Origin of the sequence: Actinoplanes sp. NPDC089786, from assembly GCF_040684855.1 — a bacterium.
In the GTDB taxonomy this organism is placed as follows: domain Bacteria; phylum Actinomycetota; class Actinomycetes; order Mycobacteriales; family Micromonosporaceae; genus Actinoplanes.
This window is the reverse complement of record NZ_JBFBGU010000001.1, coordinates 1,524,110-1,538,836: the sequence shown is the minus strand read 5'-3', so window position 1 is coordinate 1,538,836 and position 14,727 is coordinate 1,524,110. Positions and strand designations below refer to the sequence as shown.

General features: G+C 71.7%; 11 protein-coding genes and 1 pseudogene. 3 read left to right on the top strand and 9 right to left on the bottom strand.

Features of this window, described 5'->3' with window-relative positions; translation table 11 throughout:
* Window positions 1-6 precede the first annotated feature (6 nt).
* The 9 genes from AB0O15_RS07440 to AB0O15_RS07400 all read right to left on the bottom strand — a co-directional run bounded on the left by AB0O15_RS07440 (window position 7) and on the right by AB0O15_RS07400 (window position 11,357).
* Window positions 7-1,374, bottom strand: coding sequence for an ammonium transporter (locus tag AB0O15_RS07440; RefSeq protein ID WP_364315302.1), 1,368 nt, complete (start codon window positions 1,372-1,374; stop codon window positions 7-9).
* 211 nt (window positions 1,375-1,585) lie between these two features.
* On the bottom strand, window positions 1,586-2,410 hold the full coding sequence (locus AB0O15_RS07435; RefSeq protein WP_364315300.1) for an aminoglycoside phosphotransferase family protein: 825 nt from the start codon (window positions 2,408-2,410) through the stop codon (window positions 1,586-1,588).
* A 22-nt stretch (window positions 2,411-2,432) separates the two neighbouring features.
* Window positions 2,433-3,611, bottom strand: coding sequence for a signal recognition particle-docking protein FtsY (gene ftsY, locus AB0O15_RS07430; RefSeq protein WP_364315297.1), 1,179 nt, complete (start codon window positions 3,609-3,611; stop codon window positions 2,433-2,435).
* 219 nt (window positions 3,612-3,830) lie between these two features.
* A complete protein-coding gene (locus AB0O15_RS07425) occupies window positions 3,831-4,349 on the bottom strand; it encodes a DinB family protein (RefSeq protein WP_364315294.1) in 519 nt (172 codons plus the stop codon).
* Between the two features lie 22 nt (window positions 4,350-4,371).
* Window positions 4,372-4,893, bottom strand: coding sequence for a DinB family protein (locus AB0O15_RS07420; RefSeq protein WP_364315291.1), 522 nt, complete (start codon window positions 4,891-4,893; stop codon window positions 4,372-4,374).
* Between the two features lie 44 nt (window positions 4,894-4,937).
* A complete protein-coding gene (locus AB0O15_RS07415; RefSeq protein WP_364315288.1) occupies window positions 4,938-6,626 on the bottom strand; it encodes an alkaline phosphatase D family protein in 1,689 nt (562 codons plus the stop codon).
* A 53-nt stretch (window positions 6,627-6,679) separates the two neighbouring features.
* Window positions 6,680-7,291: an HAD-IA family hydrolase gene (locus AB0O15_RS07410; RefSeq protein ID WP_364315286.1), complete on the bottom strand. Its 612-nt coding sequence runs from the start codon at window positions 7,289-7,291 to the stop codon at window positions 6,680-6,682.
* A gap of 5 nt (window positions 7,292-7,296) precedes the next feature.
* The gene (smc, locus tag AB0O15_RS07405) at window positions 7,297-10,878 is read right to left on the bottom strand and encodes a chromosome segregation protein SMC (protein ID WP_364315283.1); all 3,582 of its coding nucleotides are present in this window, start codon (window positions 10,876-10,878) and stop codon (window positions 7,297-7,299) included.
* 284 nt (window positions 10,879-11,162) lie between these two features.
* Window positions 11,163-11,357, bottom strand: a complete 195-nt coding sequence (locus AB0O15_RS07400) for a hypothetical protein (protein WP_127497323.1) — start codon at window positions 11,355-11,357, stop codon at window positions 11,163-11,165.
* Window positions 11,358-11,812: 455 nt separating this feature from the next.
* On the opposite strand from AB0O15_RS07400, the gene AB0O15_RS07395 reads away from it, so the two are divergent.
* The 3 genes and pseudogenes from AB0O15_RS07395 to AB0O15_RS07385 all read left to right on the top strand — a co-directional run.
* Window positions 11,813-12,616, top strand: a complete 804-nt coding sequence (locus tag AB0O15_RS07395; protein WP_364315280.1) for a CAP domain-containing protein — start codon at window positions 11,813-11,815, stop codon at window positions 12,614-12,616.
* A 125-nt stretch (window positions 12,617-12,741) separates the two neighbouring features.
* A complete protein-coding gene (locus AB0O15_RS07390; protein WP_364315277.1) occupies window positions 12,742-14,244 on the top strand; it encodes a DUF3492 domain-containing protein in 1,503 nt (500 codons plus the stop codon).
* A pseudogene (locus AB0O15_RS07385) lies at window positions 14,241-14,727 on the top strand (hypothetical protein); the annotation flags it as partial. The gene AB0O15_RS07390 and the pseudogene AB0O15_RS07385, both read left to right, overlap by 4 nt.

Here is a 14,727-nt window from a genome sequence, read left to right as displayed (position 1 = left end):
GAGAAGTTAACCGGCAACCTTCTGGCTGACGTCGGCCTTACCGTCAGCGTCCACTGCCTCGGACTTGCCGATTCCCGCCATGGCGAAGGCGCCACCGCCGCCGGAGCCGCCGGAGGGCGTGAAGTCGTACCCGGTCTCGCCGTGGTCGGCGATGTCGATGCCACCGACCTCGGCCTCCTCGCTGACCCGGAAGACCTTGATGGCCTTGAGGATCAGCGCGATGACGGCCGCGATCACGAACGAGTACACGGTGACCGCCGCGCTGCCGACGAACTGCTTCCACAGCTGGGTGAGGCCGCCGCCGTAGAACAGGCTCTCGTTCGCGGCCAGGGCGTTCACCTGGGTGGTGGCGAAGAAGCCGATGCCCAGCGAGCCGATCCAGCCGCCGACGAAGTGCACGCCGACGACGTCGAGCGAGTCGTCGTAGCCCAGCTTGTACTTCAGGCCCACGGCCAGCGCGCAGACGACGCCGGCGATGATGCCCAGCAGGGCGGCCGGCAGCGGGGCGATGAAGCCACACGCCGGGGTGATGGCGACCAGGCCGGCGACCGCGCCGGAGGACGCGCCGACCAGGGTCGGCTTGCCGTCCCGCAGCCACTCCACGATGACCCAGCCCAGCAGGGCGGCGGCCGTGGCGACCTGGGTGTTCACGAAGGCGACGGCGGTGACGCTGTCGACGGTCAGCTCGGAGCCGGCGTTGAAGCCGAACCAGCCGAACCACAGCAGGCCGGCGCCCAGCGCGACGAACGGCACGTTGTGCGGGCGCATGTTCTCCCGCGGCCAGCCGATCCGCTTACCGAGCACCAATGCGACGCCGAGAGCCGCCGCACCGGCGTTGATGTGCACCGCCGTGCCACCGGCGAAGTCGAGCGCGCCGAGCTTGGCGCCGATCCAGCCACCGCCCCAGACCCAGTGCGCGACCGGGACGTAGACCAGGGAGAACCAGCCCAGCGCGAACAGGATCCAGCCGCCGAACTTGAGGCGGTCGGAGAGCGAGCCGCTGATCAGGGCGACCGTGATGATGGCGAACATCATCTGGAAGACCATGAAGACGTACGTCGGGATGCCGGTGCCGGTGTCGCCGAGCATCCACTCGTCGCCGATCCAGCTGGTGCCGGTGCCGAAGTACTGGCTGAAACTACCGATGATGTTGTTGGCGCCCTCGGACTCGTTCGAGCCGAAGGCCAGGGTGAAGCCGTAAAGAACCCACAACACTGAGATGAGCCCGATGGACGAGAAGCTCATCATCATCATGTTGAGCACGCCCTTGGACCGGTTGAGGCCACCGTAGAACAGCGCCAGACCGGGTGTCATGAGCAAAACGAGCGCAGACGACAGGAGCAACCATGCGGTGTTACCGGTGTTGACCTCCACGCTGCCTCCTCTCGGATAGGTGTCCTCCCGCACGGCCCACTGGCGTCATCGCCGCGTGTGCCGGTTCGGGCGGAAGCTTTCCGGGGGGCTGTTTCGAGCACGGTCAACCCGCGATTTCCGGGGTGTGACGGGTTGTTTCCGGCGTGTGAAGAAACCCTCACAGGTACTGCGGCAAATCGGATGCTACTGGCATAATCCGGCCGCTCGGGGGTTAACGCAGGGCGTACTCGAGGGTGTGTCGCTCGTAATCGAGCAGACGCAGATCGCGCATCGGACGGCGCAGATGACCTTTGTGAACGATGCGCACGAAGGCCGGGTCGCCGGCCGCGGCCATCCGCCGGATGCCCTCGACGTGGTCGACGATCCGCTTCCGGATGGTGCGGACCAGGCGGTGCCGGTCACGCGGGATCAGGCCGTACGCGTCCGCGAACATCCGCAGCCGGCGCGGCCGGTTCGGCCGCTTCCAGCCCAGCGTGTACGAGTCGCGGTCGCTGAACAGCGGCACCCAGGTCCAGGCGGCGTAGGCCACGTCGTAGATCCGGGCGCCCGGCGAGGCCAGGTCGAAGTCGATCAGCGCCAGGGTGCCGTCGGGCCGCCAGACCACGTTGTGCGGGGCGGCGTCGTGATGGCAGACCACCTCGGCGTCGGGCGGCGGCGGCCCGAACGAGCGCCACACCGAGCCCGGCGGCGGCTGAAAGCCGTACTGAGCGTCGTGAAACATCCGCAACATGGTCGCCACGGTGGTCAGCGCCTCGTCGGTCACCCAGTGGGGTGCGAGCGGGTATTCGCCGCACTCGCCGTCGAGATACGACAGGACCTCGCGACCACGGTCGTCCATGCCGAGCGCGTGCGGTGAGCCGGTGAAGCCGACCCGCTGCAGGTGATTGAGCAGGGAGTGCACGGCCGGGGTCCACGGGCCCGCGTTGCGCCGGACGGTGTCGCCGGCCCGGGACACCGTGCTGACGTTCCCGCCGTGCAGGGGGATCTCACGCACGGGATCCTGCGTCACCCACGACCTCCCGCCCTTGTCCGACATCCGTCCACCTGAAGATTCGAGACTACCCGTCGCTCCCAAGAAGGGCCTCGACGAACGCCGCCGGCTCGAACGGCGCCAGATCGTCCGGGCCCTCGCCGAGACCGATGAGCTTGACCGGGATGCCCAGTTTGCGCTGCACGGCGATGACGATGCCGCCCTTCGCCGTACCGTCCAACTTCGTCAGCACCACTCCGGTGACGTCCACCACCTCGGTGAACACCCGCGCCTGCTCCAGGCCGTTCTGCCCGGTGGTCGCGTCCAGGATCAGCAGGGTCTCGTCGACCGGCCCGTGCTTCTCCACCACCCGCTTGACCTTGCCCAGCTCGTCCATCAGGCCGACCTTGTTCTGCAGCCGGCCGGCGGTGTCGATCAGCACCGTGTCGACGCCCGAGTCGATGCCCCGCTTGACCGCGTCGAAGGCCACGCTGGCCGGGTCGCCGCCCTCGGGCCCCCGGACCGTCTCGGCGCCGACCCGCTCACCCCAGGTGGCGAGCTGCTCGGCGGCGGCGGCGCGGAACGTGTCGGCCGCGCCGAACAGCACGGTCCGGCCGTCGGCGATCAGCACCCGGCCGATCTTTCCGCAGGTGGTGGTCTTGCCGGCGCCGTTGACGCCGACCACCAGGACCACGGCCGGGCGCCCGTCGTGCGGGGCGGTCCGCAGGCTGCGGTCGAGGTCGGGCTCGAGGGCGTCGGTCAGTTCCTCGACCAGCTGCTGACGGACCTCCGCGACGGTCCGGGTGCCGAGCACGCGGACCCGCTCGCGGAGCCGGGCCACCAGCACCTGCGTCGCCTCGACACCGACGTCGGCGGTGATCAGGCTGTCCTCGATCTCCTCCCAGGCGTCCTCGTCCAGGTGGTCGCGGGACAGCACGGCCAGCAGGCCGCGGCCGAGCGCGTTCTGCGAGCGGCTGAGCCGGGCCCGCAGCCGCACCAGCCGCCCCGCGGTCGGCAGCGGCGTCTCCACCACGGCGGCCGGCGGCGTCTCCGCCTCGACGGGCGCCTCCACCGGCGCGGTCTCCACCGGCCCGGTCTCGGCCGACTCGCCCTCCGCCGGCCTGGTGATCACCTGCGTGTCGGGCTTGGCGATCGTCGGCGCTTGCGGCGGCGGCATCTGCTTGCGCCGCATCCGGGGCACGACCAGCCCCACCGCGCCGACAACCAGCACCACCAGCAAGATCACCGCGACGATCACGTATTCCATGCCCAAAGCCTGACAGATCCGCGACCGCCGCGTGTCACACCCCCACCGCTGACCCGCTTCCTGGCCGAGCGGGCAATCCCCACTCGAGAAGCACATCCCGAAGATCGGCCGGAAGACAGCGCAGGGCGCCGTATCCTCCATCACCCCACGTGACGACGTCCGCGCTGTTAGGTGATCGTCGCCCAGCTGGATGCCGGCATCGGCAGACGCCTCGGCGCCCTACTCGCCGGTCACGCCGTCGATGCGCTCGCGCAGCAGGTCGGCGTGGCCGTTGTGGCTGGCGTACTCCTCGATCAGGTGGAGGTAGACCCAGCGGACGTTGAAGGTCGTGTCGTTGCGGGTGAAGGTCTGGTTGAGCGAGAGGCCGGCCGCCACGGCGCGGACCTTGTCGAGTTCGGCCAGGTGGTTGGCGTAGTCGGCCTCGGCGTCGGCGTCGCCCACGTCGTCGAAGTCGCCGTCCGGGTTGGCCTCGGAGCAGTAGAACATGTCGAGGTCTTCGTGGGCCGCGCCCCGGCGGAACCAGCCCCGCTCGACCTCGGTCAGGTGCCGGATCAGGCCGAGCAGGGACATGCTGGACGGGTCGGTCGCGTGCTGCTTGAGCTGGTCGGCGGTCAGGCCGGCGCATTTCGTCAGCAGGGTGGCACGGTGGTAGTCGAGGAGGCTCTCGAGCATCGTGCGCTCGTCGCCGGCCTTGGCCTTGTGCTGCCGGTCCACAACCGGCGCCGTCCAGGTGGTCATGACCGCCAGCCTATGGCCAAGGTCAGTCGCCGGTCACTCCGTCGATGCGCTCGCGCAGGAGGTCGGCGTGGCCGTTGTGGCGGGCGTACTCCTCGATCATGTGCAGGTAGACCCAGCGGAGGCTGATCGCGGGCGCCCGGCTCGTGGCGAACTCGTGTTCCAGCGGCAGCCCGGCCGCCGCCTGCCGGGCCAGGTCGACCTCGGCCTGGAAGGTGGCGAAGTCGGACTCGGCATCGGCGTCACCCACGTCGTCGAATTCGCCGTCCGGGTTGGTCTCGGTGCCGAACAGCCTGGACACGTCCTGGCCGGCGGCGCGGGTGCGGAACCAGCTGCGCTCGACCTCGGCCATGTGGCGCACCAGGCCCAGCAGGGTCAGGTTGGAGGGCTCGACCGCCGCCTGCTTCAGCTGGTCGGCGGTCAGGCCGGCGCATTTGCCCAGCAGGGTCTGGCGGTGCCAGTCGAGCCAGCCCTCGAGCATGGCGCGCTCGTCGCCGGTCATCGGCTCGGACTGTCGATCAACGGGGGGTGCGATCCAGTTAGTCATCGCGGCTCATCGTGCCGCTCGCCACGGCGGCGGGCGACCGAGTTTCAGCGATGTAGCTCGACGCTCGCCACCTCGAAGAGGGTGCCGTCGGGACTCGTACCCTCGATGGTCATCTCGGCGTGCCGGCCGCGGTGCCGCAACGTGCTCACCGCGTTGCCGAAGTACGGCCCGGCCAGCCGTGCCCAGCTCAGCGCCGGCTCGGCCACCCCGGCGCCCTTGGCCATGCCGCGAGTGCTCCGCGCCGCGGCCCGGGACCAGCTGAACCGCATCAGTGGGCGCATGAAGGCCGGCACCTGGTTGTGGATGGGCGAGCAGGTGAGCTGGTGGACCGGCGTGGTCACCCGCGGGCCGAGGTCGGCCTTGGCCACGTACGAGTGGTGGACGTCACCGGACAGCACGCTGATCGTCTCGGGCGCGCGGTAGGCCCCGCTCAGCCCGACCCGGTGGACCGGCGCGCCCTCGCCACCCTCGCCCAGCCGCCGGAACAGCTCGGCCAGCGCCCCGAACGACTTCTGGAAGGCGGCCCAGTGTTCCAGGTCGACCATCCGGCGCAGACGCTCGGCGGCGCCGCTGCGGCGGCGGTTCGGCGAGTCGGCGCTCTGCTCGTTCCACGCCTCGAGGTGGTGGATCGCCGGCGGCATCAGCCACGGCAGCGACGAGCCGACGACCAGGTGGTCGTAGTCGCCGTGGGCCTGGTCGACGAACCAGTTCCACTCCGGCGCCGGCAGCATCTCGCGCCCGCCGCGGACCAGCACCCGGTTGCAGCGGTTGTCGAGCATGACCAGGCGGGTGCGACCCAGATCAAGGGCGAAGCTCCATTGGTACGGGCGGTCGGTGTTGTCGGCCGAATCCGGCTGGTCCACCGCGAGCCCGAAGTCGTGCAGCAGGTCGGTGGCGTCGTCGACGGTCGTCACCTTCTGGAGCAGGGGGTCGGCGGCCAACTGGTCGGGGCTCAGGTTGCCGAGATGTTGATAGACCCAGTACGACGCCAGGCCGGCCGAGATCCGCTCCCGCCACCAGCCCTCCTCGGCCATCTCGGCGCGCCACGACGAGGACGTGTTCCAGTCGTCGATGATCTCGTGGTCGTCGAAGATCATCACGCTCGGCACGGTCGCGAACAGCCACCGCACCTCGGGGTCGCGCCACGACTCCAGGTAGAGCTTGGTGTACTCGTCGAACGACACCACCTCGTCGTCCGGGCCGTGGAAGCCGGCCGCGCGGCGGCGCTTGAGGAACTTCCGGACCTTGGCGGTCGGCTTGTCCGCGTACACCTGGTCGCCGAGCAGCACGATCAGATCCGGTCGCAGCTCGGGGTTCAGCGGGTCGGTCATCAGGCGGCGGGCGTACGCGTCGAGCGCGTCCGGCGGCAGCTTGCGGGCGGTCGCGTGCGGGGTGGCCTCGCGGCAGGACCCGAAGATCAGCCTGACCGGGTGCTCGGCGTCGTCGGCCGGGCGGGTGCGGATGAAGGACTTCGGGTACGGCGAGTCGGTCAGCGGCCACACCTCGCGCCCGTCGAGCGTCACCGTGTACGGGTGGTCGGCGTCCGGGAGCAAGCCCTCGACCACCACGATCGCGTAGTGGTGGCCGTACGCGGAGAAGGTCGGCGCGGAGCCGGAAGCCCCGCCCTCGGCCTCGACCCGCACGAACGAGGGCTCTGTGGTCTCGACCCAGACGGTCGCGCGGTTGCCCACGACCCGTCGGAGGACCGGCCCGATGAGCAGGTGCGCCGTCACGGGCCCCAGTCTTCCTATCGATCTTGATTTCCGCCAGCGGGCAATCGGGTTCGTCAGAGGCCGAGGGCGGGGCGGAGGTAGCCGAAGTCCCGGCGGGCCGTCCAGCGCAACGCCACCATCTTGGCCGCCCGGGCGGCTCGGATGACGCGGTCGTCGTCGTCCACCACCATCACCCACGGCGGCTCGGTGGCCAGGGCCTCGGCGGCCTGGGCGAAGAACTCCGGGGCCGGCTTGTGGATCTTCAGCTCCCACGAGCTGAGGATCACGTCGAACTCGTCGGCCAGCCCGAGCGACGCCAGGTCGGCACGCAACCGGTCGGTGGCGTTGGTGGCCAGGCCGACCGGGCGGCCGGCGGCTCGCACCTCGCGTACGAAATCGAGAACCTCTTGATCGACGGCGCCGCGGTGGGTCTGCCACTCGGCCACCGCCACGGCGGCCTCGGCCGGCGGGAGCGGGAGGCGGGACGCGACCAGCTCCATCCACTGTGCGTCGATGATCTCGCCGGCCACCGCGGGGCGATAGAGCTCCCAGGTCATCGCGGTGCGCAGCAGCAACCCGGGTTCGAGGCCGTACTTCTCCTCGACCGCCCGGGGCACGGCCGGATCCCAGTGGCGCAGCACGCCGTCCAGGTCGATGAGCAGGGCCTGGGCCGGCTTGCGCAGCACGCTGACTACTCCTCGGTTTCCTTCTTGAGCCGCTGGCTGATCACCTGGGTCACACCCGCGCGCATGGTCACGCCGTAGAGGGCGTCGGCGACCTCCATGGTGCGCTTCTGGTGCGTGATGATCAGCAGCTGGCTCTTCTCCCGCAACTGCTCGAAGAGCGTAATCAGGCGGCCGAGGTTGACGTCGTCCAGGGCCGCCTCGACCTCGTCCATGATGTAGAAGGGCGAGGGGCGGGCCCGGAAGATCGCGCAGAGCATGGCCACCGCGGTCAGCGAGCGCTCGCCACCGGAGAGCAGCGACAGCCGCTTGATCTTCTTGCCCGGCGGCCGCGCCTCGACCTCGACGCCGGTGGCCAGCATGTCCTCGGGGTCGGTCAGCACCAGCCGGCCCTCGCCGCCCGGGAACAGCACCTGGAAGACGACCTGGAACTCGCGGGCGGTGTCCTCGAACGCGGTGGTGAACACCTCGAGGATCCGGTCGTCCACGTCCTTGACCACGGTCAGCAGGTCCTTGCGGGTGGCCCGGAGGTCTTCCAGCTGGTCGGAGAGGAATTTGAAACGCTCTTCCAGCGCGGCGAACTCCTCCAGCGCCAGCGGGTTGACCTTGCCCAGCAGGGCCAGCTCGCGCTCCGCCTTGTTGGCCCGCTTCTCCTGCGTCGGCCGGTGGTACGGCACCGGGTCGGGCATCGGCTCGCCGGCCGACTCGGCCGCGTTCACCTCGGCCTGGGTCGGCGGCACCCACTGGTCCGGCCCGTACTCACTGACCAGCGTGTCCACGTCCAGCGAGAAGTCCTCGGCGGCCTTGGCCTCGAGCTGCTCGATGCGCATCCGCTGCTCGGCGCGGGCCACCTCGTCGCGGTGCACCTCGTTGGTGAGCCGCTCCAGCTCGGACACCAGGCGCTTGGCGCCGGCCCGGACCTCCTGGAGCTCGGCCTCGCGCTGGGTCCGCGCGCGGGCCAGCTCGTCGCGCACCTCGACCGCGGCCTCCAGCGAGACCACCACCCGGCGCATCGCGTGGGCGGCGCCGATCGCGACGGCCTTGGCGATCTCGGCGCCGCGGGCCCGTGCCGCCCGGCGGGCCGCGGCGCGTTCCCGGGCCTGCTTCTCCTGGTTGGCCTGGCGGAGCAGGGAGTCGGCGCGGCCGGAGATCGACGCGACCCGCTCCTCGGCGGTACGGACGGCCAGCCGCACCTCCATCTCGTTCTGCCGCGACTGCGGAACCATGCCGGCCAGCATGTCGCGTTCCTCGGTGGACGGCTCCTCGTCGATCGGGGAGTCCTCGGCCAGCCGCAGCCGCTCCTCGAGCTCGTCCAGCCCGGCCAGGTCCTGATCGCGGTTGGCCTGCGCGCGCTGGAGGGACGAGCCGAGGCGCTCGGTCTCGGCCTTCGCCGAACGGGCCGCCGCGCCCAGCTCGGCCAGGCGGCGGGCGGCGGCGTTGCGCTCGCCTTCCGCGGCCCGCTTGGCGGCTGCCGCCACGTTCACGCGTTCCTTGTGCTCGGCCACCTCGGCCCGGGCCTCGCCCAGCCGGTCCTTGAGCTCCCCGATGGACTGCTCGGCGGCCTCCCGGTTGGCGCGGGCCTCGTCGACCGCGGCCTGCACCTCGATGTAGCTGGTCTGCTTGCCGGAGCCACCGGCGGCCGAGTAGGCGCCCAGCACGTCGCCGTCCGGCGTGACCGCGCGCAGCTCGGCGTTGGCCGCCACCAGCGCGGTGGCCGCCGCCAGGTCGGGCACCATCACGACGTCACGCAGCGTGCGGTTGAGCGCGGGGCGGATGGAGTCGGGGCACCCGATGACGTCCGGCGCCCAGATCGCGCCATCGGGCAGGGCCGGGCGCAGCGAGTCGAGCGACCCCTGCATGCCGGGCGCGGCGGGACCGCCGACCACCAGCGCGGCCCGGCCGGCGTCGGCGATCTTGAGCGTACGCATCGCCTCGACGGCCTCGTCGACACCGGCCAGCGCGACCGCGTCGGCCAGGCTGCCCAGCGCCGCGGCCAGCGCCGCCTCATGTCCGGGCCGCACGGTCAGCATCGAGGCCAGGCTGCCCAGCAGGCCCGGGACCTGGTCGGCCTTGCCGAGCAGCGCGCCGGCGCCGTCCTTGCGCTTCAACCCGAGCGCGAGCGCCTCTTCCCGTGCCTTCCAGCTGGCCGCGTCCTTCTCGGCGGCCCGCTCGGCGTCGGACAGCTCCTTGACCACCGCGGCGGCGCGATCATGCGCGGCCACCGCCTCGTCGTGCCGGGCGTCCAGGTCGGCGTTGTCCCGATCGGCCTCGGTCGACTCGGCCGACACCTCGTCGACGGCGGCCTGCGCGGCCTCGGCCCGCTGCAAGGCGTCGGTGTGGGCGGCGGCGAGCCGCTCGATCTCCTCGCCGGCGCTGCTCGCCCGGGCCCGGGACGCGTTCACCTGCCCGGTCAGCTTGGCGAGGCCCTCACGCCGGTCGGCGATTGCTTTCGCGGCGGTACGCAGGGAGTTCTCCGCCGCGGCGAGCTGCCGTTCCAGCTCCTGCCGATGTTCGACCGCCTCGGCCAGCCGCATCTGGTCCTCGGTCAGCGCCTCGCGCAGCTCTTCTTCCTGCTCGCGGACCCGCTCGGCCTCGGCGACCAGCTGCTCGGGGTCGCGGCCCGGACGCTCGTCCTCGGGCGCCGCCGACAGGTGCCGCAGGCGCTCGCCGGCCAGCTGCTCGGTCGACCGGAACCGCTCCTGCAGGGCGGACAGCTTGTACCAGGTGTCCTGGGCGGCCTGGAGCAGCGGCGCGTCCTCGGCGTGGGCCAGCTCGAGGTCGGCCAGCATCCGCTGGACCTCGCGGTTCTCCGCCTCGACCTGCTGGCGGCGGTCCCGCATGGCCGACTCGTCGGCGATCTCCTTGTCCAGGGTGGTGCGCAGCGTGTGCAGGTCGTCGGCGAGCAGCCGGAGCCGGGCGTCGCGCAGGTCGGCCTGGATGCCGGCCGCGCGCCGGGCCACCTCGGCCTGCTTGCCCAGCGGCTTGAGCTGGCGGCGCAGCTCGGCGGTGAGGTCGTTGAGCCGGTTGAGGTTGGTCTGCATCGCGTCGAGCTTGCGGATCGCCTTTTCTTTCCGCTTCCGGTGCTTGAGGACACCGGCCGCCTCCTCGATGAAGGCGCGACGATCTTCCGGCTTGGCGTGCAGCATCGCGTCGAGCCGGCCCTGGCCGACGATGATGTGCATCTCGCGGCCGATGCCCGAGTCGCTGAGCAGCTCCTGGATGTCGAGCAGGCGGCAGGAGCTGCCGTTGATCTCGTACTCGCTCTCGCCGGAGCGGAACATCCGGCGGGTGATCGACACCTCGGTGTAGTCGATCGGCAGGGCGCCGTCGCCGTTGTCGATGGTCAGCGTCACCTCGGCCCGGCCGAGCGGGGCCCGACCGGCCGTGCCGGCGAAGATGACGTCCTCCATCTTGCCGCCGCGCAGCGCCTTGGCTCCCTGCTCACCGAGCACCCAGGCGATGGCGTCGACGACGTTGGACTTGCCGGAGCCGTTGGGACCCACCACACAGGTGATTCCCGGCTCCAGCCGCAGCGTCGTGGCGGAGGCGAAGGACTTGAAGCCCTTGACCGTCAGGCTCTTGAGGTGCACGGATCTCCGAGGGTCGGTTGTCGTCTGCTGGGGTGCAGGCTACCCGCACCCGGCCCGGACCTCTGGTTTCGGCGCGTCGCAGGCCGTTTTTGACCGCTCTCGCGGGCCGTCCCCGACCACCCCCGCGGGCGGCTGTCTGCAACCGCCCCCTGGGCCGTTTCCCGGCCGGCGGGCGCGCTGGGCAAAAAGGTGCGCGCCGCCACAGGAGTGGAGGCGCGCTGTTTGGGGGGTGGTTCCTTGGTGCTGGGTGGGGCCTGAGCGGCCCCGATCACTCAGCGAGATTCTCAGGTCAGCGCGGGCTCGGTCAGCCGCGCGAAATCGTCGGCCTCGGCGGCGGCCGCCGCGAGACGATCGTTTTCCGCCCGAAGACGGGTGACCTCGAACTCCAGAGCCTGCACCCGGGAACGCAGTCGGGTGACCTCGTCGAGCAGACGCCGATCGGGCGCCGCACCTACGTGGCCGAAGAGGGCCTTCGCCATCATGAACTCCTAGTGAGACTGGCTGTCTCTTTGTGAAATGTGATGCCGGGAACGGCCGGCCGTCGCACGCCCAGCATGAGGCGCACACCACGCTCACGGGCACGCGTGAGCACAGAATCCTGCACCGCGGAGGTAATGCTTGAGGTGCAGATCGCCCATGCCCAAGGGTTACCTGGACACGGATGGGCGCGACTGGCGACTCCTCCATAGTCCGCCGAGACGCACGCTGCGTCAAGCGGAGGACACGGGCTCGACCTGCCGTTCGGCAGTGAATCTCGCCACCCGACCCGCCTTTCGGCAGGCTTATATCTTTCTTAGCCGGCTGGATTCTTTACTTTTTCGCGTCCTACGGTGCCCCGGGTCGAGTCCTCTCGATCCGTCAGCACGACCTACCTCGCCCGGCGCTCACGGAGCGAGGTTTCGCCCGGTCAGGCGAAGGACCCGGAGGAAGTCGCGTGTACCAGCCGATCGCCGTCAACGCCGGCCATGGGCGTCATCACCGCGGACGGCGCACGCCGCCGGCCCCGGTCGCCCTCGGACTGACCGTGATCGGGCTGCTGGCCGTGTTCGGTGGCGGCGCCGCCCTGCTTCCCGCGAGTTTCACCGGCTCAGGCATGCCTCTCCAGGCGGCCGGAGCCGGTGCCGACGCCTTGGCGCCGGGTGCCGGTGGCGGGGCACCCGGCGTCCGGGCGGCTCCGCCCGCGCCCGCGACGTCATCCGCCGCCCCCGCTCCCGCTCCGACCTCGCCGCCGGCCAAGGCGTCGGCCAGCAGCACGCCCAGCCGGAAGCCCACGGTCAAGCCGACCACCCGGAAGCCCACGGTCACCACCAGGAAGACGACCTCGGCGCCGAAGGTGGCGGCCGGGCTCACCGGGCAGGAGGCCGAGGTCATCCGGCTGACCAACGTCGAGCGGGGCAAGGCCGGCTGCCGGCCGGTCACGCTCAACACCGAGCTGCGTACGGCCATGCGCCTGCACGTGACCGAGTTGGGCGAGCACGGGAATCTCTACATCAGCCACGTGAGCGACGACGGGCGGTCGTTCGTCGACCGGGCCAAGGCGCAGGGGTACGACGACCCGGGCGGCGAGAACGTGGCGCGGGGACAGCGCGACGCGGCCGACGTCATGAACTCGTGGATGAACTCCGAGGGGCACCGGGCCAACATCCTCAACTGCTCGTTCAAGGCGATCGGGGTCGGCGCGGTCAAGGCGTCGTCCGACGGGACGATCGTGTGGGGCCAGATCTTCGGCCGCAGTTAACCCCACAAATCGTACAAATAGTGCGAGTTGTGTCGTCCGGGTGACAGGTTCCCGTAACTTTTCGCTGCTGTCTCGTTGCGCCCTGCGTGATATCGCCGACCACGACGCGCACCTGAGCCCGGCGCATGCGCATCTGTCTGCTCACCGGTGGTGGGTATCCGTTCCGTCGTGACGCGCTCGGCGGCTGGTGCCGGACCGTCGTCGAAGGGCTGCCCGAGGTCACGTTCGACCTGCTCACGGTGGTTGACCGGGAGCCGGCGGGCGGTCCGGCGTACCCACTGCCCCGGAATGTGCGAACGGCGAGCGCGATCGCGCCGCACCTGCCGGAGCCCCGCCGGGCCGGCGCCCCCGACGACGGAGCGACCGCCGCGGCCGTGCTGCTGTGCCGCGGGCTGCTCGGCGAGCAGGAGAACGCCGACCAGATGTTCGCCGACGGGCTGAGCCGGCTCGCCACCATGATCGACCCCCTGCCCTGTGAATCGCCGTCGCCGCTGGCCGGGGTCACGCTGGCCGACGTGCTCCTCGACGCCTGGCGGACCGGGCAGTTGATGACCGCGAATGATCGGCTGCCGCTGCCCCGGCTCAGCGTCCGCGACGCGCGCACGGCGACCACGCTGTTGCGGCACGCGGTCAAGGCGCTGGCCGTCCAGCCGCCGCCCGCCGACCTGGTGCACTGCGTGGGCGGGACGACGCCGCTGCTGGCCGCGCTGGCCGGGCGGTGGCGCAGCGGCACCCCGCTGCTGCTGACCGAGGCGCGCGCCCCCGTGGCCCGGCTGCGGCCGGCCGAGGAGAGGCTGTCGCCGGCGGTACGCACGGTGCTGCGCCGGTTCCGGCGGGCGGTGGCCCGCACCGGGTACGCCGAGGCGTCGCTGATCGCGCCGCTGAGCTCGTACCACCACGGCTGGGCCCTGAAGCACGGCGCCACGCCGTCGCGCCTGGTGTCCGTGCCCGCCGGGGTGGATCCCGGTGACGTCGGCGTCCTGGAGGTCACCAGTCCCGACCCCGCGCTGGTGTGGTCGGGCAGCGGCGGACCGGACAGCGGCCTGACCCACCTGCTGGACGCCTTCGGCTCCGTCGTGGCCCAGGTCCCCGGCACGGTGCTGCACCTGGTCGGCGTCACCGCGGCCCACGTCGACCACGCCGCTGAGGAGATCGAACGCAGCGGCCTGGGCCGGGCGGTCCGGCTCCACCCGCTGCCGGCCGACCCCGGCGAGCGGTACGCGGCCGCGCACGTCGTCATCCACCTGCCGGGCCCCGCCGACCCGCCGTACCGCCTGGTCGAAGCCATGATGTCCGGCCGGGCCGTGGTCGGCGTGGACATCGGCCCCGCCGCCGAGACCCTCGGCGACACCGGGGTGCTGGTCAAGCCCGGCGATCCCGGCGAGCTGGCCCGGGCCGTCGTGGCGCTGCTCCGAGCCCCGGCCCGCCGCCGATCCCTGGGCGAGGCCGCCCGGCGCCGCGCCCTGACCCACTTCACCACCGACCGGGTGCTCCGCGTCTACCGCGCCCTCTACACCGACCTGGCCGCACCCCCGCCCCCGCCGGCGTTCGAGCTGGCGCTGTCGGTGCCGGCCCCACGCACCGAACTGCCGGCCACCATGCGCTGGCTGGTCCGGGAGGATTCATGACACTCTCACCGCCACACCCGTTCCCCAGCTCCGGCCCGCCCGCCCCAGCCGGCTCATCTCCTGCGCCCTTCCCGCCGGGCTCACCCTCCGCGCTGTTCCCCGCCACCTCATCCCCCGCGCCCTTCCCGGCCGAAGAGGCGATCGTGGCGGACGCCGAGCGGCTCTCCGCCGAGCGGCGCGGCGGGCGCAGCCTGGGCAGCCTGCTGGCCGAGCATCTGGCCGCGGTCGAGGCCGAGCAGGCCGACCCGGCTCTGCTCGACGCGGCCCCCGTCCCGCCCGCTCTCGGCGACCGGGGAACGGACGTCTCCCCTACCGCGTCGCCCACCTCCCTGCCCGACGCCTCGCCGTTTGGCGCCGCTCCGACACGTGCCTCCCCGCCTGACGCTTCGCCGTTTGGCGCCGCTCCGACACGTGCCTCCCCGCCTGACGCTTCGCCGTTTGGCGCCGCTCCGACACGTGCCTCCCCGCCTGACGCTTCGCCGG

Excerpts from the sequence above, each read along its gene's own strand:
- AB0O15_RS07400 (WP_127497323.1), bottom strand. The coding sequence starts at position 11,357 with ATGGCGAAGGCCCTCTTCGGCCACGTAGGTGCGGCGCCCGATCGGCGT.
- AB0O15_RS07425 (WP_364315294.1), bottom strand. The coding sequence starts at position 4,349 with ATGACCACCTGGACGGCGCCGGTTGTGGACCGGCAGCACAAGGCCAAG.
- AB0O15_RS07435 (WP_364315300.1), bottom strand. The coding sequence starts at position 2,410 with ATGTCGGACAAGGGCGGGAGGTCGTGGGTGACGCAGGATCCCGTGCGT.
- AB0O15_RS07390 (WP_364315277.1), top strand. The coding sequence starts at position 12,742 with ATGCGCATCTGTCTGCTCACCGGTGGTGGGTATCCGTTCCGTCGTGAC.
- ftsY (WP_364315297.1), bottom strand. The coding sequence starts at position 3,611 with ATGGAATACGTGATCGTCGCGGTGATCTTGCTGGTGGTGCTGGTTGTC.
- AB0O15_RS07420 (WP_364315291.1), bottom strand. The coding sequence starts at position 4,893 with ATGACTAACTGGATCGCACCCCCCGTTGATCGACAGTCCGAGCCGATG.